The organism is Arachidicoccus rhizosphaerae (assembly GCF_900107765.1).
GTDB lineage: Bacteria > Bacteroidota > Bacteroidia > Chitinophagales > Chitinophagaceae > Arachidicoccus > Arachidicoccus rhizosphaerae.
Genome location: NZ_FNQY01000005.1, coordinates 113,159 through 133,961 on the forward strand (window position 1 = coordinate 113,159; position 20,803 = coordinate 133,961).

17 protein-coding genes are annotated in these 20,803 nt (G+C 45.5%); 11 read left to right on the plus strand and 6 right to left on the minus strand.

Annotated elements, in window-relative coordinates; genetic code table 11:
* Positions 1 to 7: 7 nt before the first annotated feature.
* The 4 genes from BLU80_RS06035 to BLU80_RS06050 all read left to right on the plus strand — a co-directional run bounded on the left by BLU80_RS06035 (position 8) and on the right by BLU80_RS06050 (position 2,442).
* Positions 8 to 427 carry a c-type cytochrome gene (locus tag BLU80_RS06035; protein ID WP_091395093.1) on the plus strand — a complete coding sequence of 140 codons (420 nt, stop codon included), beginning with the start codon at positions 8 to 10 and terminating at the stop codon, positions 425 to 427.
* A gap of 63 nt (positions 428 to 490) precedes the next feature.
* Complete coding sequence (locus BLU80_RS06040; RefSeq protein WP_262482917.1) at positions 491 to 931, plus strand: nucleoside deaminase; 441 nt, start codon at positions 491 to 493, stop codon at positions 929 to 931.
* Positions 932 to 1,103: 172 nt separating this feature from the next.
* Entirely contained in the window at positions 1,104 to 1,706 is a 603-nt protein-coding gene (locus tag BLU80_RS06045) for a superoxide dismutase (protein ID WP_091395096.1), read from the plus strand.
* A 124-nt stretch (positions 1,707 to 1,830) separates the two neighbouring features.
* Entirely contained in the window at positions 1,831 to 2,442 is a 612-nt protein-coding gene (locus tag BLU80_RS06050; RefSeq protein WP_091395099.1) for a hypothetical protein, read from the plus strand.
* A 124-nt stretch (positions 2,443 to 2,566) separates the two neighbouring features.
* Here the strand turns inward: BLU80_RS06050 and BLU80_RS06055 are convergent, their stop codons facing one another.
* The gene (locus tag BLU80_RS06055; RefSeq protein ID WP_091395103.1) at positions 2,567 to 2,845 is read right to left on the minus strand and encodes a DUF3098 domain-containing protein; all 279 of its coding nucleotides are present in this window, start codon (positions 2,843 to 2,845) and stop codon (positions 2,567 to 2,569) included.
* Positions 2,846 to 2,962: 117 nt separating this feature from the next.
* Positions 2,963 to 3,838, minus strand: coding sequence for a cell division protein FtsX (locus tag BLU80_RS06060; RefSeq protein ID WP_139188095.1), 876 nt, complete (start codon positions 3,836 to 3,838; stop codon positions 2,963 to 2,965).
* 166 nt (positions 3,839 to 4,004) lie between these two features.
* Between BLU80_RS06060 and leuS the strand changes: the two genes are divergently transcribed.
* Both leuS and BLU80_RS06070 read left to right on the plus strand, forming a co-directional pair.
* On the plus strand, positions 4,005 to 6,770 hold the full coding sequence (gene leuS, locus BLU80_RS06065; protein ID WP_091395381.1) for a leucine--tRNA ligase: 2,766 nt from the start codon (positions 4,005 to 4,007) through the stop codon (positions 6,768 to 6,770).
* A 273-nt stretch (positions 6,771 to 7,043) separates the two neighbouring features.
* The gene (locus BLU80_RS06070) at positions 7,044 to 8,540 is read left to right on the plus strand and encodes a DUF3472 domain-containing protein (protein ID WP_091395110.1); all 1,497 of its coding nucleotides are present in this window, start codon (positions 7,044 to 7,046) and stop codon (positions 8,538 to 8,540) included.
* A 197-nt stretch (positions 8,541 to 8,737) separates the two neighbouring features.
* On the opposite strand, the gene BLU80_RS06075 is transcribed toward BLU80_RS06070, so the two are convergent.
* Both BLU80_RS06075 and BLU80_RS06080 read right to left on the minus strand, forming a co-directional pair.
* Positions 8,738 to 11,119, minus strand: a complete 2,382-nt coding sequence (locus tag BLU80_RS06075; RefSeq protein ID WP_091395113.1) for an ABC transporter permease — start codon at positions 11,117 to 11,119, stop codon at positions 8,738 to 8,740.
* 181 nt (positions 11,120 to 11,300) lie between these two features.
* Entirely contained in the window at positions 11,301 to 12,266 is a 966-nt protein-coding gene (locus BLU80_RS06080; RefSeq protein WP_244518768.1) for a class I SAM-dependent methyltransferase, read from the minus strand.
* Positions 12,267 to 12,560: 294 nt separating this feature from the next.
* Here BLU80_RS06080 and prmA point away from each other — a divergent pair, with 294 nt between their 5' ends.
* From prmA to BLU80_RS06100, 4 genes are all read left to right on the plus strand, one after another.
* Positions 12,561 to 13,388: a 50S ribosomal protein L11 methyltransferase gene (gene prmA / locus BLU80_RS06085; protein ID WP_091395116.1), complete on the plus strand. Its 828-nt coding sequence runs from the start codon at positions 12,561 to 12,563 to the stop codon at positions 13,386 to 13,388.
* 213 nt (positions 13,389 to 13,601) lie between these two features.
* Entirely contained in the window at positions 13,602 to 14,288 is a 687-nt protein-coding gene (plsY, locus tag BLU80_RS06090; RefSeq protein ID WP_091395119.1) for a glycerol-3-phosphate 1-O-acyltransferase PlsY, read from the plus strand.
* Positions 14,289 to 14,525: 237 nt separating this feature from the next.
* On the plus strand, positions 14,526 to 15,341 hold the full coding sequence (locus tag BLU80_RS06095; protein ID WP_091395121.1) for a M48 family metallopeptidase: 816 nt from the start codon (positions 14,526 to 14,528) through the stop codon (positions 15,339 to 15,341).
* A gap of 146 nt (positions 15,342 to 15,487) precedes the next feature.
* Positions 15,488 to 16,150: a YdeI/OmpD-associated family protein gene (locus BLU80_RS06100; protein ID WP_091395124.1), complete on the plus strand. Its 663-nt coding sequence runs from the start codon at positions 15,488 to 15,490 to the stop codon at positions 16,148 to 16,150.
* 129 nt (positions 16,151 to 16,279) lie between these two features.
* On the opposite strand, the gene BLU80_RS06105 is transcribed toward BLU80_RS06100, so the two are convergent.
* Entirely contained in the window at positions 16,280 to 16,612 is a 333-nt protein-coding gene (locus tag BLU80_RS06105) for a MerR family transcriptional regulator (RefSeq protein ID WP_091395127.1), read from the minus strand.
* A 98-nt stretch (positions 16,613 to 16,710) separates the two neighbouring features.
* Here BLU80_RS06105 and BLU80_RS06110 point away from each other — a divergent pair, with 98 nt between their 5' ends.
* Positions 16,711 to 17,484: an SDR family NAD(P)-dependent oxidoreductase gene (locus BLU80_RS06110; RefSeq protein WP_091395129.1), complete on the plus strand. Its 774-nt coding sequence runs from the start codon at positions 16,711 to 16,713 to the stop codon at positions 17,482 to 17,484.
* 51 nt (positions 17,485 to 17,535) lie between these two features.
* Here the strand turns inward: BLU80_RS06110 and uvrA are convergent, their stop codons facing one another.
* Positions 17,536 to 20,511, minus strand: a complete 2,976-nt coding sequence (uvrA, locus tag BLU80_RS06115; RefSeq protein ID WP_091395388.1) for an excinuclease ABC subunit UvrA — start codon at positions 20,509 to 20,511, stop codon at positions 17,536 to 17,538.
* Positions 20,512 to 20,803: the final 292 nt, after the last annotated feature.

Consider the following 20,803-nt stretch of genomic DNA (forward strand, 5'->3'; position numbering starts at 1 on the left):
TACGTCGATGAAAAAATACTGGGTAGCGCTTTCTGCGCTCTGCCTTTTAGCCGTCGCCTGTGGTTCCAATGGCAATAGTGATAATACCAAACCAGAAACGACAGCACCAGCAGCCGAGAGCCACGAATCCGCTGCAAATGATATCAACAAGAATCCGGATTATACCAAAGGCCTGAAACTGGTCGCACAAAATGACTGTCTCACCTGCCACAAGGTAAGCGGAGAGTCCACTGGCCCGGCTTATAATAAAGTAGCCGAAAAATATGCCGGAGCAGATGCCACCACTATTAAAATGCTGGCAGAACATATTATCAATGGCGGAAGCGGCCACTGGGGGACAGTTCCGATGACACCGCACCCAACGCTCAGTGAGGCAGATGCACAGCAAATGGTTAAATACGTATTATTATTAAAAGATCAGGAGTAATCCTTCCTGATAATTTTTCATAACTGGTCCACTATTCCATGCAAAACCTACCGGTAATCTCCAGTGAAACAGAGCGATGAGTATTATATGCAACAAGCCCTGCGGGAAGCAGAGAAGGCATTTGAAAAAGGAGAAGTCCCTATCGGTGCCGTCCTTGTCATGCAGGACCGGATCATTGTCCGTACACATAATCAGGTTGAATTACTAAAGGACCCGACGGCGCATGCCGAAGTGCTGGCCATCACGGCAGCCTGTGATCAGATGGGGGCTAAATACCTGCCGGAGGCCACCCTTTATATCACCTTAGAGCCATGCCTGATGTGTAGCGGAGCACTCTACTGGAGTAAAATCGGCCGTATTGTATTTGGAGCGACAGACCCAAAAAACGGATATGGCAATAAGGTAAGCAGCTCTCCTTTTCACCCGAAGACTGAGCTTCAGGGGGGACTTCTGGCTCAGGAGGCACTTAACCTTATGCAACAGTTCTTTAAAAACAGACGCTGAATCATTGGCTTATTTATGGCAATTATTTTTCGGGCTTCTCGATAAGCCGAAAAAAAGGACATTTTTCAGTATCTTTGTTAGGTTATGTTAAGCTTTGTTATTCATTATTAAACGGGGACACAAAACAACACATAGAAACATTTCATTATTCAACAATTTAAAATTAAATAGTATGGCATTTACACTTCCGCAGCTCCCATACGCCTATGATGCACTGGAGCCGCATATTGACGCAAAAACAATGGAAATTCACTACACCAAACACCATCAGGCGTATGTGAACAATCTAAATAAAGCCATTGAAGGCACTGAACATGCAGATAAAAGCCTGGAAGAGCTGGTAAAAAACGCTGGTAGTATTTCCCCTGCAGTTCGCAACAATGGTGGTGGCCATTGGAACCACTCCTTTTTCTGGACGATCCTGAGCCCCAAAGGCGGTCAGCCTACCGGTGACCTGGCAGCAGCGATTGACAGCGCTTTCGGATCTCTGGATACTTTAAAAGAAAAATTCAATGCCGCTGGCGGCGCCCGCTTCGGTAGTGGCTGGGCCTGGGTTATCGTAAAAGACGGTAATCTTGAAGTGACTTCCACTCCCAATCAGGACAATCCGTTAATGGATGTTGCAGAAGTCAAAGGTACGCCGATACTGGGTGTGGACGTCTGGGAACATGCCTATTACCTGAACTACCAGAACCGTCGTCCTGATTATCTGGCCGCATTCTGGAACCTGGTTAACTGGGACAAAGTAGGTGAACTGTATAACGCAGCCAAATAATCATGGCCGTCGTCAAACAATAGCACATTTATAAAGGTGCAAAGCATAATCCATTGTTTTGCACCTTTTTTCTGTTTCCCTCTGTTAAGTTTTCTTTTTTCCTTCATATTAAAAATCAATTTCTATGAAAAAACTCTTATGGGCATTATTACCTCTGGCGGTTTTAGCCTCCTGCGGTAAATCCAGTGAACGAAAAATTCTGATTGTGGCCAATGGCGATATCGCAGCGACCGGCCCAGATGTAAAAGTCACCAATATTACCGATGGGGCCAGTGAAAAATTGCTGGATCTTAAAAATGGGGATCAGACCTCCTTTAATGTAGACAATGGTGGTAAGTCCAGCACCGTTCAATTGCCCCAGGAAGACGGATTTTATATCCTGAACCTGATGAAAGACACCGTATATGGCAGCGAGCTCATTGATGGCCGTGACTATAATGTATCCGAGGCCTTGGGTCTGGATAAGCAAAAAGAGATGATTGACAGTTTAAAACTGGTTTTTCAAGGCAAAAACATTTCCGCCGCTAATAAAAATTATCTGATTGTTCCAGGTCAGTTAAGTAAAATCTCCGACGATCTGGCACATGCACGTGTATTTGGTCCTTTCCATCAGATGAACAGCAATATTGACGCTCCTGCCGATGGTAAACCTCCTGTACTCTTTAAATTCTACTCATCCGATGAGCTGCAAACGCGTCTGCAGACCATAGAAGAATCTTATAATGCAACGGAGTAATATCTGAGCATCATTTGCGGCAGTATTCTCACTTGCGCAAAAACTAAAAAGCCACGCTGTGTTTATGTATAACACTTCGTGGCTTTTAATTTTTTTTATAGTTAAGCAGATAAGCCTGCCTGTTTTATTCAGGCTTCGCCTTTGGCTTTTTCAGAATGGCAAATACCTCAATTCCAAAGCCCAGCAAAATAACAATGGGAGCCAGGGTAATTCTTCTGAAGCTATAGACTTCCGTCTTATCAAACACACTGGCGTTGGTGCTGGCGCCACCACTCATCAGCATCATTCCTACAGCAATCACCACTGCCCCGATAATCATCCACATAAAATTATCCCGGGTAAACTGCAGTCCGCCACTTTGTTTAGGCTGTTTGTTTTCCTGTACCGTTTTATTTGTTTCCATTGTAATATTTTCAATAATGATGGCCTTTATAAAGGCTTCTTTTAAATTTTCTGACTCAAATGTAGGAGTATTTACTTATAAAACAACGCCCCTGCTGTCCGGGAGCGCCATTTTTAGTTAATACAAATCGTCCAGCCTGGTTTTCAGGTATTTTTTAACACTGCGACTGGTACTGAACCAGGAAATCAGGACAGAGAATACGATCATACAACCAAATAGTAAAATATTCAGTTTGGTATCCTCCAGACTGCGGATTTCCGGAAAACGCTCCTTAGCCCAGCTGGTTAGCAGCAGCATAATGATAATGGCGATGGCGGCGCTGATCAGTCCGTTGACAATAGCCCTTACATTCATGGGACGGGCAATAAAGCTGCGCGTGGCCCCTACCATCTGCATCGTCTTGATCAGAAATCTGTTAGAGTACATGGTCAGCTTAATGGTATTGTCAATACTCACCACTACCAAAATCCCCAGAATAATACTGATGGCCAAAAAGACCAGCCCCATTTTATTCACCTTGTCATTCATGGAGGTAATCAGAGTCTGCGGGTAGTCCAGACCGGAGAGCTGGGAACCAAATTTCTGGGTCAGTTCACCGGCTATTTTTTTAAGACTGTCCTGATTGACATAATCCGCCTTGGCATAAAAATTAATGCTTTCCGGTAAAGGGTTATAATCCAGTATCTTATCCCAGTCTTCATTATTATCCTTATTCCAGATATCCTTGGCCTTTTCCTTATCGATATACTGCACATCCTTGGCATAGGGCTGCGCTGCAATATAATCCTGAATCTGCTTAATGGTATCCTTTCCCGACACATTCAGGTAAGCGGATACTTCTACCTGTTCCTTTAGGTTATTGCCCATAGTCTTCAGGTTCAGAAAGAACCAGCCCATAATCCCCATGATTAATAGTACCAGGGAGATCCCGACAATACTAAAGACGGAATTGGATCTTTTCTTGTGTTTGGGGACGCTTTGAATTTCTGACATATTGTCCTTAAAAATAATTCGTTTGAGTGAATAACCAATAAGGGCAAATTTAATGTTTACATAGTAATCACGTACATTTGCAGGCAATTATTTTAATTTGTTTAAAGGTTTGGACCCTTTTGCGGCCTATTTGGGCAAAAAGCGCTTCCAACCACCAAATCATCATATGGATTATAATTTCAGGGATATTGAGAAAAAATGGCAGCGGCATTGGGAAGCGTCTGGGGCCTATACGGTATCAAACGACAGCACTAAACCTAAATACTATGTACTGGATATGTTCCCCTACCCCAGCGGAGCCGGACTGCATGTCGGTCACCCTTTAGGATATATTGCCAGTGATATATTTGCCCGCTATAAAAGATTACAGGGATACAACGTATTACACCCCATGGGCTATGATGCCTTCGGACTTCCTGCCGAACAGTATGCCATTGAACACGGCATACATCCGGCAGATTCCACCCGCCAAAATATTGCCACTTTTGAAAAGCAGCTCAATAATATCGGCTTCTGCTTTGACTGGTCCAGAAGAGTCAATACCAGTGATCCTGGCTATTATAAATGGACCCAGTGGATCTTCTTACAGTTATTCGGCAGCTTTTATGACCGGCCATTAAAAAAGGCCAGAAAAATTGAAGAGCTGGTTGCTATATTTACGCACGAGGGCAATCAGGATTATCCCTGCCCGGGCGATGACAGCATCCGGTTTACAGCTGAAGACTGGGCCGGATACGACCAAAAGCAACAACAGGACATCTTAATGCATTACCGCCTGGCTTATTGCGGATACGGAGAGGTCAACTGGTGTGAAGCATTGGGCACCGTCCTTGCCAACGACGAAGTAGTCAACGGCGTCAGTGAAAGAGGCGGACATCCGGTAGAGAAGAAAACACTCAGACAATGGTACCTGCGTATTACAGAATATGCCGACCGTCTTTTAGAAGGTCTTGACAGCGTAGAATTCAGTGATGCCATGAAAGAGATGCAGACCAACTGGATCGGTAAGAGCTCTGGTGCAGAAATCAGCTTTCAGATTGAAAGCGAACTGGGCACCGTGCCATCCTTTACCGCATACACCACGCGCCCCGATACGATTATGGGGGTTGATTTCTGCGTACTGGCGCCTGAGCTGGACTGGATAATTCAAATAGCTTCCGTAGAACAAAGACCGGAAGTAGAAAAATATATCGCCTATGTAAAAAGCAGAAGCGAGCGGGAGAGAATGGCGGAGAAAAGGATTACCGGCTGCTTTACCGGCGCCTATGCCATCAACCCGTTTGATACGGATAAAAAAATACCTATATATATCTCCGAATATGTACTGGCCGGATACGGCACCGGAGCCATTATGGCTGTTCCCTGCGGAGATGAAAGGGATTATAAATTTGCCAGAAACTTCCAGATCCCCATCACCAATATTCTGGGTGATCTCTTTGACGGTGAAACCGCCAATCCAACCAAGGATGCCAAACTGGTCAACAGCGGTTTTTTAAACGGTCTTCCGATGCGGGAAGCCATGGAAGTCGTCATTGATAAACTAACCGGGGCAGGGATAGGCAAAAGAAAAATAAATTACCGTATGCGTGATGCGGCCTTCAGCCGGCAGCGTTACTGGGGCGAACCCTTCCCGATTACCTGGAAGGACGGCGTAGCCATCCCGCTGAATGAAAAAGAGCTGCCGCTATTACTCCCACAGGTCGAAAAATACGGTCCCGGCCCGGGTGGTGCAGGCCCGCTGGCTACCATTGAAGAGTGGACGGGTAAAGGCCTTGAAACCAATACGATGCCCGGATATGCCGGCAGTTCCTGGTATTTTTTAAGATATATGGATCCCCATAATACAGAAGCATTCTGTGATCCTGCTGCCAGCTCTTATTGGAATCAGGTGGATCTGTATATCGGCGGTACCGAGCATGCCGTAGGACACTTGTTATACAGTCGTCTTTGGACCAAGATCTTATATGACCTGGGCTTTATCAGCTTCCAGGAACCCTTTAAAAAGCTCCTCAACCAGGGAATGATTCAGGGCAGCTCGCGGTTCGTTTACCGCCTCCACGGCACACAGGAGTTCATATCACACGGCCTGATCGCTGGTCAGCAGGTGGATAAAATCCACGTGGATGTCAATATTGTGGACGGGGTGGAACTGGACACGGAAGCCTTTAAAAAGTGGAAAAACCAGGAATTTGCAAATGCGACTTTTATTCTGGAAGATGGAAAATACATCTGCGGTGTAGAAGTCGAAAAAATGTCTAAAAGTAAATTCAATACCGTTAATCCTGACGTGCTGGTAGAGAAGTTCGGCGCGGACACCTTCCGTATGTATGAGATGTTCCTGGGACCGGTTGAACAATCCAAGCCATGGGATACCAAGGGTATTGAAGGGGTGCACCGTTTTTTGAAAAAACTCTGGCGCTTGTTCTTTGAAGAAGAAAAAGGAGCGGTCTTTACAGAGGATGCGCCAACGGCTGCTGAACTGAAAGTCCTGCACAAAACCATTCAGAAAGTCCAGTCAGACACAGAAAGATACTCGTTTAATACCGTGGTCTCTGCCTTTATGGTCTGTGTCAATGAGCTAACTGAGCTGAAATGCCATAAAAAGCAGATTCTGGCCCCGGTTCTTATTATGCTGACGCCTTATGCGCCGCATATCGCGGCAGAGCTCTGGCAGGCCTTAGGAGAAGACGGCGAAGTACTGGACGCTCAGTTTCCAGCCTTTAATCCCGCGCTGGTTAGAGAATCCGCTAAAAACTACCCGGTCAGCATCAACGGGAAAATGCGCACCAATATGGAATTTCCCCTGGATATGGATAAACAGAGCCTTGAAGCGGCCGTACTCGGCAATGAGGTCGTACAAAAATGGATTGAAGGCAAAACCATTAAAAAGTTCATTTTCGTGCCGGGCAAGATGATTAATATCGTTATCTAAGCCATCTGTCGGATCAGCGTTCTGCGACATCATAAAGCCTTGTTCTACCCCAGAACAGGGCTTTATGATGTCCGGCAGCCACTAGTACAACGTTTGCGTAAAATCGGTGAAACAGCCTTTTGTTTAATGTTATTTAACCATCTTTGATTACAGGAATCTGAAAGGGAGTTGGTAGCCCAGCATAAAACGGGCAACGAATGCCCCGGACGTCTATTTAACCGCTGCTGAGCTTACTGTTTCAGGAAATCATTTTTTTAACGATCCACAAAAGTTATGTACAAAAAAAGAAACTTATTGAGCAAAAAGGTGATGGGGGCTCTTATGCTGAGTGCCTGTTCCCTAACGCTTGGGCTGCTACTGCCTGCAGGGCCTGCAGTGGCTCAGCAGCCGACATCCTCCAGGACTTTCACCATCCCGGCCAACAAGGCCTATGTCGTGCCTTTGACGAATAGGGAAGACAGACGGCCTCCTGTTAAAGGCCGGGATGCAGCGCAAAAAGGCAAACGCGGTGCCTCAAAAGGAGGCTTTAACCCGCAGGGAGTATCTGTGCCGGTAGGCTACCCTCAAACCATCCTTCCGGTCTCTCACTGGACAGATTCGGCCAAATCCGTAGTCTGGTATCTGTACCAGCAGCAGGGCCATTATAATTTTAGTCTGGACGCAATGCTTAGCAAATCAACAGATCTTCCTTTTGAGATTTCCATCACGGACGCCGATCCCAACACAGGGTTTAAGGCCATCAATAAAGTATTTACCATGCATGGCAGTGGCAGTAAAGACACCACTGCCGTATGCAGCGTGGATATCCCAAAAACAGGGTATTACAGATATGCGCTCAAACCTAAGGCCGATCCCAGGGATGCCATCACATTATACTCCTTGCTTTTCAGTACGAATGGCAGTGAAAAGAGCGAAGTTCATCAGACCGATTACCAGTCCTCCCCTTCTGTTCACTTAAGCTTCAGTTCAACGGCTCCCACTACAAAATCCTATGACTGGATTTACGCAGAGATACTCGTACCGGAAGGCGGCGACCCACTGGCAACTTATTATGAGAGCCTGGGATTTTACAGAGGCTACATGGGCATCCAGACCAATGGCCTCCATGAACGCCGCGTACTTTTTTCTGTCTGGGACAGCAAAGACGCTGAAAAAGACAAAAGCATTGAAAAATCAGACTATGTTACACTGGTAGCCAAGGGCCCCCAAACGGTGACCAACAGTTTTGGCGGGGAAGGCACCGGCGGACAGTCCTATAACCCAGGTGCGAACTGGCAAACCGGAAAACCCGTTCATTTTCTGATGAACCTGCTGCCAGACACAAACGGATCCGTCGTCATTTCTGCCTGGTACCAAATCGATACCCAACCCTGGGTCTATGTTGCCAGCTGGCGGGCACCTAAAGAAAACCGCTATTTTGACGGGTTTTACTCCTTTATTGAAAACTACGGATACGCCAACGGCTGGATGCGCCGCATGGCCTATTATTATAACGCCTGGGGCAAACAAAGCGGTGGCGGAAGCTGGGTCAGCTTAAATAAAGTGAAATTTTCCCATACAGACGGCAAACCCGGACAGCGCATCGATTATGAACAGGGCGTTTCAGATAAATACCCTGATAGATTTTATATGGCTTCTGGCGGTTATACCCCCACCAGACAAACGGCCAGTCAGGTGCCACTGGGCAAAATAATCCCCATCAAGGATTTATCCCCTTTTGAAAAGGAGGTACAAAATGCACTCAATAAGTCGGCAGCCCGGCCTGAATAGCGCAATCATTTATTACAAAAGAGCAGACTTTTAGCTGCCATTCCATCTAAAAAGCGATGATCCGCAATAACAAATCCTGTTATTGCGGATCATCGCTTTTAGCTTTTCAGTGCCCCCTTTAATACGAAAGGGCCTGTTCTCAGGCAGAAAGGCTCCTTTAGGTGGCATCAGACGGCCTTCGTCTTTCCTCAAAACGGTTATTCAGCCTTCAGAGAGTTTACGGGATTCGTCTTTGCCGCTTTTATGGCTTTAAGGCTGATCGTTAACCCCGCAATCAAAAAGGTAATCAGCGCGGCCAGTACAAATATCCACCAGCTTAACTTTGTCTGAAAGGCAAAATTCTGCAGCCAGGTATGCATGGCCATATATCCCAGCGGGATGGCTATTAAGGCTGCAATGACAACAGGTTTCAGCAAATCCCTTGAAAGTAAAATAACGACCTGCCTTACGGAGGACCCCAGAATCTTTCTGATCCCGACTTCCTTTATCCTTTTATTGGCTGTAAAGGTAGCCAGTCCAAATAACCCGAGTGAGGCAATGATTATAGCCAGCATTGCAAAAGAAGTCAATAACCGCTGTTGCTTTATATCCTTGCGATACATCGATTCAAACTGCTGGTCCATAAAGCTGTATTCAAAAGGATAACCCGGGGCAGCGGTCATATAGGCCTTCTGCAGTCCGGATATGGCCTGATCAATCTGTCCTGCCTTCAGCCGGATATACACCAGTCGGTTGTCATCTCCGGGCGTAATCACAAGCGGCGTAACATTTTGTTTAAGGCTTTCAAAACTAAAATCCGCGACTACGCCTATGATCCTTCTTCTGACGGGATCATTTTTGGTATTCTGAATCCATTTACCGACAGCCTGCTCCGGGGTCCAGCCCAGGCTTGCCGCAGCAGTCTGGTTGATCAGAACCGCCTGGCCGGAATCTGTCGGATACGACGCTGAAAAATCACGGCCGCTCAATATTTTTAAACCGAGCGCTTTCACATATTGAAAGTCCGCATACTCCGTATGCGCACTCCATTTTTCCCCTCTGCCTTCCACATTGAAAAAGTAAGTATCAAAAAAGCCGCCCGGTTCCCCGGACATCATGGACACCGCTTCCACTGCCTTACCGCTGAGGGCTTCCTGTTTAAAAAGCAGTCTGTTTTTATAGAGATCTTCATTGTCAATACGAACAATCAAAGACTGGGACTGATCATATCCCAGCTGTTTATTTTTGACAAAATGGAGCTGCTTGGAAATAACTATGGTTCCGATAATCAGAAAGACGGAGATCATAAACTGAATAACGACTAGTACCTGCCGAAACCGGACACCCCCGGCACCGAGTTTTAATTTTCCTTTGATGGCCTCCACCGGCGAAAAACCGGACAGAAATAACGCCGGATACATCCCGGACAACAGGCCGATGACCAAAATCACGCCCGCCATAAATAAATAGACCGGCGGATGGCTCCAGTCTACCGTTAACCGGTAACCCAGCAGGTGATTGTAAAAGGGTAAAAACAAATAAAGGAATACCAGTGCCAGACAACAGGCCACCGCCGTAATCATAAAAGACTCACCCAAAAACTGCCATACCAGCTGTTTTCTGTGAGCCCCCAGCACCTTGCGCAGACCGATTTCCTTAGACCTTTCAACCGCTCTGATGGTAGACAGGTTCATAAAATTAATACAGGCGATCAACAAAATAAGCATGGCAATCGAGATGAAAATATAGATCACCGATTTGTCGCCATGACGCTGATCTCCGAACATATTGCCGGTAAGGTATACTTCTTTTAAAGGAAGTAAGCCCAGGGAAAAATGGAAGCCGTATTCTGCCATTTCTTTGCCCAGATATTTGTCCACAAAGGCCGGCAACCTGTTTTGCAGATGAGCTGCCTCGGCTCCGGGAGCCATCTGTATAAACGTATACATACTATTGTTGATCCATTGGGAAAAATAGGGAGCATCCTTATAATTATCTATGGGCACCAAAATATCAAAATCCAGGGTTGAATTGACCGGTACATCCTGCATAACTCCGGTAACTTTAAGGGCCAGGGTTTTATCCAGTTCAAGGGTTTTACCCATGGCGGCAGCTGTACTTCCAAAATATTTTTTGGCCATGCTTTCTGTCAGTACAATACTGCCCGGATCATTTAATGCTGTTTGATGATTACCCTGGAGCATCTTAAAGGAAAACATCTGTAAAAATGCCGGGTCGACGGCGTAGATTTTCTTCTCATTAAAAGCCTGATCATGACCCGCTGACACGAGGCTGTTGCTTGGAAGTACCCTCACGACCTGATCAATGGCGTCCGGAAAATCCGTTTTCAGCGCAGGTCCGTAAAGTCCTGACAGATAGGCAACGCTGTTCTGTTTTCCATCCAGATTCGCGTAACGGACGACCTGATAAATATCCTTTTCATGCTCATGAAAACCATCTGCGGTGAACTCGTTATTGACAAATAAAAATATCAATAAACAAACGGCCACTCCAAGTGCCAGCCCTAAAATATTGATGGAGGAAAATATTTTATTTTTCATCAGGCTGCGCCAGACGGTGATGAAATAATGTTTAACCATTGAAGTATTTTTTAAATGTAAGGACCCCCGTTAAAACTATTTTGAAAAAATAGCCAGTTAGGTGCCATACTTCAATTGCATCGCTACAATAGATTTACATATATTAAGATCTTTAAAATTGTCCGTTTTTGATACAGCACCCCTCTAAAAACGAACACTGGGCGCCAAGGATCGCCACCCGTTATTTTTCGATCAGATAGCACCAGCGCTTTAATTTGCCTTCAAAATCAAATGGCGTGGTTCTTTTGGTAATATCCGTAATTTTCGAGGCCGCAATATTTTTTTCATCCAGCACAAACCGGGTAAAATTCGTACTAAAATAAAGCTGTCCGCCAGCCGTCAATGCGTTTAAGACATCAGATATTAATTCCACATGATCCCTTTGGATATCCAATATATCTTTCATCTTTTTAGAATTACTGAAAGTAGGCGGATCCATAATTACCAGATCAAAAGAGTCCGGTTTCAAGGTCTTGAGATAGGCCTTTACATCTGCCGCCACAAAACGGTATTTATGTTTTGTCAGGGGCGTCAGTAAGCGGTTAAACCTGAAATTCTCTTCCGCCCAGTTCAGATAGGTATTGGACAGATCCACGCTGGTAACGCTTGAAGCGCCAGCCGCCGCACCGTACACGGAAAATGATCCGGTATAGCAAAAAAGGTTCAGCAGGTTTTTATCCCGGGCCACTTCTCTGACCATCTGACGGGTGATCCGGTGATCCAGGTACAACCCTGTATCCAGATAATCCGTCAGGTTCACCCGGAACTTTAAACCCGATTCTTCTACTGTAAAAAAATGGCCTTCCTCATCTACTTTTTCATACTGCTGACCGGCGGTCCGGTGACTCATTTTGCTGCGCTGTTTCAGATAGATATCACTAAGCGCCACACCGGTTACCTGACTGATGATGTCAAAGCAACCATTTAATTTGTCCTCCGGCCACGGATCCATTTCAGGGTCTTCCGATTTTTTGGCATACAGGCTGACGTAGGCCTTTTCCCCATATATATCTATGCTGATTGGAAACTCCGTCAGATCCCGGTCATAAATCCGGTAACAGTGTACCTGCTGCCTGCGGGCCAGTTTACTTCTGTGCTTATACACCTTTGTTAAACGATTGCTGAACATCTGTAATAGGGCTTCCATCTGTCAAATATTTATCCGGGAAATGATTTTAGTGAAACAGGCCTGCAAAATACATCGAATTAAGCGCAATTTGGGTAAATCCGCCAATTGCTTATTCCCGTTCATACAGCTTCCCAGCGCTGCGCCGAAAGATTGCCGGAAGAATAATTTTCAACATTGCACCTCAAATTAAGGGAACTATGCTTATTTTTGAATTTACAGTAGCGCATTGAAATATGTAATCAATTAAATTACAACTTATTACACTTTACAATCAGCTAAAAACCGGCGCTACTCGAACAAAAACAGACATAGATGACAACGTATAAAGAAATAGAAATAACCGGCCTTAAGGAAGGGCAGCTGGACCTTTTGGTCGGTCTGCTATCTGAGGCGGGTTACAGCGGTTTTGAAGAACTGGAAGAGGGACATATCTTAAAAGCATTTATTGACGATAGTGATTTTGATCAGGCCCTGCTCCAAGATCTGCTGGAACCCTACGGGACGCATTTTACCACAAGAGATCTGGAAGAACAGAACTGGAATGCCCTCTGGGAGTCCAATTTTGAACCGGTGGTGGTGGATGATTTTGTAGCCATCCGCGCCGATTTTCACAAGCAGGCGTTTAATACGGAATTTGAGATTCTGATAACCCCGAAAATGAGTTTTGGGACTGGGCATCATGCGACTACCTATATGATGGTGTCCCAGATGCGTCATTTAGAATGGGCGGGGAAAAAAGTGCTGGATTTTGGCACCGGAACCGGTATTCTGGCTATTTTGGCCAACAAACTCGGAGCAAAAGAAATTCTGGCCCTGGATAATGACGACTGGTCCATAGAAAACGCCACTGAAAATATCCTCAGCAACAACTGTCATCATATCAAGGTTAAAAAGGCACATACAGCGGCTACCGACGGCCATTACGAAATAATACTGGCCAATATCAACAGGAACGTCATAATCGCCAATGCAGAAATCCTGACACAATCTCTGGCCACGGGAGGAGATTTACTGATCAGCGGATTATTGCAGCAGGACGAAGCAGATATTAAAAACCTGTTTATACAGCTGGGGCTTACTTATCTGACCACGGTCTATAAAGCGCAGTGGATTGCCATGCATTTTAAAGCCGCCAAATAGGTCCGACGCCTGACAGTTTTATCGCAAAAGTCTGACATATAAGGAGTCTGGCCCCGCTTTCCGAGGCCAGCTGAAGCGGGGCGCCATTTTGTTAAATTATCTTAAAACACTCCACTGTCCTCGTGCATATATGCCAATTTTTAATCGATATTGTCTATAATTGACAATTAGCTGTTATATTTGTAACTCAAAATTTCTGACGAAAAGCTATTAATGCAAGAGATATTACTTTTACTGGTAGCCTACATGCTTGGCTCTATTCCTACATCTGTATGGGTGAGCAAACACTTTTTTGGTATCGATATCCGTGAATACGGAAGCGGAAATGCCGGCGCCACCAATACCTTCCGCGTGCTGGGTCCTAAGTGGGGTTCCATTGTCATGTTAGTGGATGTCTCTAAAGGTGCGGCAGCCGCATTACTGGTTTTTACCCTGCACAAATATGCCCTGCACGATTCCATGCAGCGCACCAATCTGATGATCGGGCTCGGCCTGGCTGCTGTGGTCGGTCATATCTTTCCCTTATGGGCCGGCTTTAAAGGCGGCAAAGGCGTAGCCACCCTGTTCGGGATGATTTTAGCCATTCAGCCGGCAGTGGCGGGTCTTTGCGTCGGCGTTTTTATCCTGGTATTATATCTGACCCGTTTCGTTTCTCTTAGTTCTATCTTATCAGGTGTGGCCTTTGCCATTCTGATTCTGTTTATTTTCAATGACGATTCTACTTTTTACCGCATATTTTCCATTGCAGTCGCCCTGATGCTGGTACTCACCCACCAGAAAAATATTAACCGGATATTAAAAGGCACGGAAAGTAAAGTGCCCATTTTAAAATTCCGCGACCGCAGAAAAAGCCGCCGCCGGGAAAATAAAGACCAGCAGGACAGCGACAACGCGGGATAACCAAGCGCTCTCATTCATTTCTCCGGGATTTATCCTTTAAAATCCCTGAACACCGGACTTTCCCCTGTTCTTTGGTATAGATATTGTTTTAATATTAACCATCTGTATATCGCATGAGGCAGCCAAAATTGCATAGCTCATAGATATACAACCTGGTACACTTATTGTATTTATAATATATAATAGGTTTACTCCTCAATTACATCTATTTTATTGTTTTTTTAAACTGTAAAGCCCATGTTACTCAAAAAACTATCTCTCAGCGCTTTAGGGGTTATCTTGTTATTTGGTTGTACCCGTAATGCCATATCCGGACGCAGTCAGCTGATGCTCACCTCAGAGAGTTCTCTGCAGTCCCAGGCACTCACGGAATACAAGGATTTTCTATCCAAAAATAAAGTAGTCAGTCAATCCACGGATCCCAAAGATTATGCGGTCGTCCAGAAGGTAGGCAAGAACATAGCCGCCGCTATTACAAAATATTATGCACAAAAGGGTTTGTCCAGTGAGCTGAGCGGATACAAATGGGAGTTCAACCTGGTACAATCCTCCGATGTCAATGCATGGTGTATGCCAGGAGGTAAAGTAGTGGTTTACACAGGATTATTACCGGTTGCGCAAAATGAGGCAGGTCTTGCCATCGTCATGGGTCATGAAATTGCACACGCCGTTTTGCATCACGGACAGGAAAGAGTCAGCCAGCAGCAAGCGGCCTCCATTGGCGGCACCCTGGTTAGCGCAGCGCTGTCCAATGGTAAAAACCAGATGGCATCCAATGTGTTTAATGCTGTTTATGCGCCCACAGCCCAGATGGGGGTAATTTTACCTAATTCCAGAAAACAGGAGTCCGAAGCAGACCACTACGGGTTGATTTTTGCCGCAATGGCCGGCTATAATCCGCAGGAAGCGGTCGCTTTCTGGGAAAGAATGGAAAAAATGGGCGGCGCGGACAACACACCAACGCTACTTCGCTCTCACCCTACCAATGCGACCAGAATCGCCGATATTAAGAGATTACTCCCTGAGGCTGAGCAGTATTATAAAGCCCGTTAAGATAAAACTTATCCGCGGATTACCGGGACCAAAAAGTTAAAATGTTGTTCAACTTTGGCCGTTCGGGTGTATTATACCGATTTTTTGTCTTAAATGGTGTAATTTTGCATGTATTTGTTTTTTTAACCTTAAACCACAGTTAAGGCATGTCCCATCTAGATTTGTACGAGCAATTTCAACTAACTAACGAAAAGAATATTCTTATACAAGGCTTACCTTCTTCAATAGAAAAACAATTTGCAAAGGTTTCTTTCAGTAAAAATGTAACCCCTTTATTAAAGAATAAGAAAATTGATTTTGCGCTGGTTTTTGCCATTAATCATCAACAGCTTTGTACGATTCTTAAAGATGTATTCCCGGCCCTGCATGGCAGCAGTAAAGTCTGGATTGCTTATCCCAAATCCTCCAGCAAGATTGTCAGTGATCTGAACCGTGTGGATTGCTGGGAGATCCTTTCCAATAACAGTTACGAAAAAACAGAAGACGAGATTGAACTCGATAACGTCTGGGGCGCAGTAAAATTTAATAAAGTAACCGTGGAGGAAACAGTGGAAACTGCTTCTATTGCAACGAAGACGCCCAGAGCGAAAGGATTTGATAAAAAATTATCCATTATCCCGGCTGAACTGGACGCTTTATTTGTTAAACACAACCAGGCCAAAGAATTTTTCAGCTCTCTGCCCTCTGCCAATCAAAAAGAATATGTCACTTGGATTGAAGGGGCCAAACGCAGCGATACCAAACAAAAAAGACTGGCTTCTACTTTGGAAAAGCTGTTAGCCGGTAAGAAAAATCCTATAGAGAAATAATTTTACTGCGTCCCGTGTGACCAGTAGATCATTGAAATAAAACTCCCGGTAATTGTGTTACACAGATTACCGGGAGTTTCTTCTTTGTGTTTGCCCTTTATTCAACCATACTTTATACACTGCACCTGATTACCTTTTTTTAGTAGTCGTATTCTTTAGTCTGGAGAGCGTCTGTTCGATCATACCCAACCGGTTTTTAATTTTTTCAGCAGAAGCGTCCAGGGTATAGCCTTCATCCAGCAGTTCTTTTACAAGCAACATCTTTTTGATGTTCTTATAATCATATCGCCTGTTTTTGCCCCCTTCCTCGGTCAGACTGCTAATAATCCCTTTATCCTCCCAATAACGGATCTGCCGGGTCGGAATGCCAGTGATCTGTGATACTTCCCCGATTCCGACAATCAGTTTGTCCAGGAAATCAAAGTCAAAAGACAGGTCTTCATTTGTCATAGATGTACCCATTTTGTAAATTATTTATAATTATTGTTACAAATATAAAATAAAAATCTTTATTTTGTAATTGTAAATAATCTACAATAATTGATAATAAAAATCAAATAATGAAATTATTGAGCAACAAAAATGCAGTCATCACTGGCGGAAGTGACGGGATCGGACTCGGTATTGCCCGGTCTTTCGCACAGAACGGCGCTAATCTTATTTTAGTGGGTCGCGACAGAGATAAACTGGAAATAGCAAAAGAATCGCTCTCCCATTATACAACAGAAGTGCAAACGCTTACCGCAGACCTGTCTGACATCGCGCAGATTAAGCCTTTGGCTGAGCAACTACTCCATATCTATTCAAATATCGACATACTCGTCAACAATGCTGGCATCGGCAAATTTCTGCCTTTTTCAAAAACGGATATATCGATATTAGACCTGCACCTGAATCTAAACGTGAAGGCCCCCTATCTGCTCATCCAGGAACTACTGCCGGCTATCATGCGATGCAAAGGGAATATCATTAATATTTCCTCCTATTTTTCGGACCGCATGTTACAGGGCAGAACTACAACGGCCTATTCCTTGACCAAAGGAGCGATCAACTCTCTAACCAAGTCCCTGGCGTTTGAAATCGGCCATACAGGCGTCCGCGTCAACGCCATTGCACCGGGAAGCGTTGAAACGCCTCAGTTCAACAGGAATCTGCAAAGTCTTTCCGGTGAGGAGCAGTCCGCCTTTCAGAACATGGTGAATGCGATCTATCCTTTAGGTAAAATAGGTAATGCCGAAGACATTGGCAAAGCAGCGACCTTCCTGGCCTCTGAACAGGCCAGTTGGATCACAGGTACGATACTCGCTGTCGATGGCGGGCTGACGACCAGTTAAGCAAAGAAAAACAAGTTTTTTTCTGCAATGCCGTGTCCAAATTACTGATTTCTATTTCTTTTTTACTTTTTTGGAGGCGGTTTTCAGCTGCGGCTTTGCTTTTTTTGTTTTACCGGCTTTTTGGAGGGTGTTGTCTTCTTCCAGGACGACATCCGCCTTACCGGAAGATTTCCTGACAGGAGTTGTCTTTAACTCTTCCTCCAAAAATTTGGCGGTAAAACTTTCTTTACAGTGAACCATCTGTTCCGGTGTGCCTTCAAACAGGATGCGGCCGCCGCCCTTTCCCCCTTCCGGACCCAGGTCAATGACGTGATCAGCGACCTTAATGACGTCCAGGTTATGCTCAATGATCAATACCGTATTGCCCCGGTCGCTGAGTTTTTCCATGACATGCATCAGCTGGCGGATATCGCTGAAATGAAGCCCCGTGGTAGGCTCATCCAGGATATAGAAAGTCTTGCCGGTGTCTTTTTTGGCCAGCTCCGTGGCCAGCTTAACGCGCTGCGCCTCTCCACCACTGAGGGTAACCGCAGATTGACCGAGGCTGATATATCCGAGCCCCACATCCTGTAAGGTTTTTATTTTTCTAAACAAGGAAGGGACTGCCTGGAAAAATTCCACCGCTTCGTCCACCGTCATGTCCAGTACATCGCTAATGGACTTGCCTTTGTAGCGGATTTCCAGGGTTTCCCTGTTATAACGCTTGCCGCCGCATTTTTCGCAGGGCACATACACATCGGGTAAAAAGTTCATTTCAATGACCCGCATACCGCCTCCTTCGCACACATCACAGCGCCCCCCTTTTACATTAAAGGAGAACCTGCCAGGCGCATAGCCCCTGATCTTGGCTTCCGGCACAGCGGCATACAGCTGACGGATATCAGTAAAAAAGCCGCAGTAGGTAGCCGGATTACTTCTGGGGGTCCGGCCAATGGGCGACTGATCAATCTCAATGACTTTATCAATATTTTCGAGGCCCTGAACAGACTTATAAGGCAGCGGCGTCATCTTGGAATGATAACAATGCCTGGAAAGTATAGGATATAAAGTCTCATTTATTAAGGTTGATTTACCGCTGCCGCTGACGCCTGTTACCACTATTAGTTTTCCCAGGGGCAATTTCAGATTCACCTTTTTCAGGTTATTGCCGGTTGCGCCCTTTAATTCTATAAACAATCCGTTGCCCGGCCTTCTGGCATAAGGCAGTTCAATGGCTTTCTCACCACTTAGAAACTTGGCCGTTTCCGTATGCGCCTTAAGCGCCTCATGCGGGGTACCGGCAAAGACAATCTCTCCCCCGTGCAGTCCAGCCCTTGGACCGATGTCCACCAGGTAGTCTGAGGCCAGCATAATATCCTTGTCATGCTCTACGACCAGTACACTGTTGCCAATATCTCTTAAGTGTTGCAGGGCGGTGATTAAGCGGTGATTATCCCTTTGATGCAGCCCGATGGAAGGCTCATCCAGTACATAGGTGATACCCTGTAATTGAGAGCCTATCTGGGTGGCCAGACGGATGCGCTGACTCTCCCCTCCGCTCAGGCTGCGGCTCGGGCGGTTAAGTGTCAGATACGTGAGTCCCACATCCAGTAAAAACCGGACCCTTTCCCTTATCTCCTTTAAAATATCTTTAGCGATGATATTTTGCTTTTTGGAAAGCCGCTTCTCCAGCCCTGTAAACCAGCCATTGAGCTCTTCCAGATCCATCTCTCCTAACTGCGCAATATTATGCTGATCGATTAAAAACCAGAGACTCTCTTTTTTAAGCCGCTGTCCTTCGCATTGGCTACAGGGACGCAGTTCCATAAAGCCTGTCACCCAATCTCTTAAATGATCGGTACTGCCTGCCGACGAAAACCACCTTTTGAGCATCGGGATCATGCCTTCGTAGCTGCCGGTATATACCTGCGGAATGCTGTCATCCTGGCCGTCCACGTCAAAGGTTCTGAGTGCATCCCCGTCACCGAACAACAACAGATCCAGGGCTTTTTCAGAAAGGTCGTCCAAGGGTTTATCCAGCGGAATTTTATGCTTTTTACAAAACTGCACGACTTGTTGGTAGACGCTGGCGCTGCGCTCTTCTCCCAGCGGTGCCAGGCCTCCTTTTTTGATACTGAGCCTTTTATCGGGCAGCACCAGTTCCCGGCTGACCGCGTAGATTTCACCCAGTCCCTTACACTGCGGACAAGCGCCATAGGGAGAGTTAAAAGAAAAGGAATTAGGGGAGGGTTCTTCATAACTGATACCGGTATCGGCGCAGACCAGCTGCTTGGAATACTGGGCCAGTACTTCATCCTCTCCTACCAACACAAAAACCAGGTCTTTACCCAGTTTTAGCGCCTGCTGAATACTGCTGGAAAGCCTGGGTTGCATATCCTCGATAATTTTTAACCGGTCAATGACAATCTCTATATCATGGATCTTATAGCGGTCCACCTGCATCTCCGGTTTCAGATCCAGGATTTTACCGTCCACCCTGACCTTGACAAAGCCTTTTTTGCGAATCTCCTCGAAGAGCTCCCGGTAATGGCCCTTTCTGCCGCGCACAACCGGAGCCAGAATAACTGCTTTCTGTCCTTTTTGCCGCAGGTATATATCAGCGATGATTTCTTCTTCGCTGAACTTCACCATTTTTTTTCCGGTATTGTAACTATAGGCCTCGGCGACCCTGGCATAAAATAACCTTAAAAAATCATAGACCTCTGTTACCGTACCGACCGTGCTTCTTGGATTTTTATTGGTGGTTTTCTGTTCAATGGAAATTACCGGGCTGAGACCGGTGATCTTATCGACATCCGGTCTTTCCATATCACCCATAAACTGACGGGCATAAGCGCTGAAACTCTCCATATAGCGCCGCTGTCCTTCATTATAGATGGTATCAAAGGCCAGCGAAGATTTTCCGCTGCCGGAGACGCCAGTAAAGACCACCATTTTATTTTTAGGAATCTGAATATCCAGATCCTTCAGATTATGCTCCCGTGCTCCGAATACATCCAGCGTCTGAGGACCGTCCGGCACGACCATGGCGGAATGCGCCTGATTATTTTCTATATTTTTATGGGCAACGGACCTGCCAGCTGCCTTTTTTTGTTTTATCTGTGTCATGAGTCACCAAAATTAATGGAAAAAATCTGCATTCTCTACTAAAATATTTATAAGAAATATACCTGCCCTGTTCCGGGTAAAAAAGAAGGCCAGATTCCCTTAGAACCTGACCTCCCAACAAACCTAAATCGACTCTCTTTTATTCTATAATAAATTTCAGTGTCAGATTTTATGGCCTATATTCATTTAATCCGGATACATTGATGCATAC

Excerpts from the sequence above, each read along its gene's own strand:
- BLU80_RS06035 (WP_091395093.1), top strand. The coding sequence starts at position 8 with ATGAAAAAATACTGGGTAGCGCTTTCTGCGCTCTGCCTTTTAGCCGTC.
- BLU80_RS06045 (WP_091395096.1), top strand. The coding sequence starts at position 1,104 with ATGGCATTTACACTTCCGCAGCTCCCATACGCCTATGATGCACTGGAG.
- BLU80_RS06050 (WP_091395099.1), top strand. The coding sequence starts at position 1,831 with ATGAAAAAACTCTTATGGGCATTATTACCTCTGGCGGTTTTAGCCTCC.
- BLU80_RS06055 (WP_091395103.1), bottom strand. The coding sequence starts at position 2,845 with ATGGAAACAAATAAAACGGTACAGGAAAACAAACAGCCTAAACAAAGT.
- BLU80_RS06060 (WP_139188095.1), bottom strand. The coding sequence starts at position 3,838 with ATGTCAGAAATTCAAAGCGTCCCCAAACACAAGAAAAGATCCAATTCC.
- leuS (WP_091395381.1), top strand. The coding sequence starts at position 4,005 with ATGGATTATAATTTCAGGGATATTGAGAAAAAATGGCAGCGGCATTGG.
- BLU80_RS06070 (WP_091395110.1), top strand. The coding sequence starts at position 7,044 with ATGTACAAAAAAAGAAACTTATTGAGCAAAAAGGTGATGGGGGCTCTT.
- BLU80_RS06075 (WP_091395113.1), bottom strand. The coding sequence starts at position 11,119 with ATGGTTAAACATTATTTCATCACCGTCTGGCGCAGCCTGATGAAAAAT.
- BLU80_RS06080 (WP_244518768.1), bottom strand. The coding sequence starts at position 12,266 with ATGGAAGCCCTATTACAGATGTTCAGCAATCGTTTAACAAAGGTGTAT.
- prmA (WP_091395116.1), top strand. The coding sequence starts at position 12,561 with ATGACAACGTATAAAGAAATAGAAATAACCGGCCTTAAGGAAGGGCAG.
- plsY (WP_091395119.1), top strand. The coding sequence starts at position 13,602 with ATGCAAGAGATATTACTTTTACTGGTAGCCTACATGCTTGGCTCTATT.
- BLU80_RS06095 (WP_091395121.1), top strand. The coding sequence starts at position 14,526 with ATGTTACTCAAAAAACTATCTCTCAGCGCTTTAGGGGTTATCTTGTTA.
- BLU80_RS06100 (WP_091395124.1), top strand. The coding sequence starts at position 15,488 with ATGTCCCATCTAGATTTGTACGAGCAATTTCAACTAACTAACGAAAAG.
- BLU80_RS06105 (WP_091395127.1), bottom strand. The coding sequence starts at position 16,612 with ATGGGTACATCTATGACAAATGAAGACCTGTCTTTTGACTTTGATTTC.
- BLU80_RS06110 (WP_091395129.1), top strand. The coding sequence starts at position 16,711 with ATGAAATTATTGAGCAACAAAAATGCAGTCATCACTGGCGGAAGTGAC.
- uvrA (WP_091395388.1), bottom strand. The coding sequence starts at position 20,511 with ATGGTCGTGCCGGACGGTCCTCAGACGCTGGATGTATTCGGAGCACGG.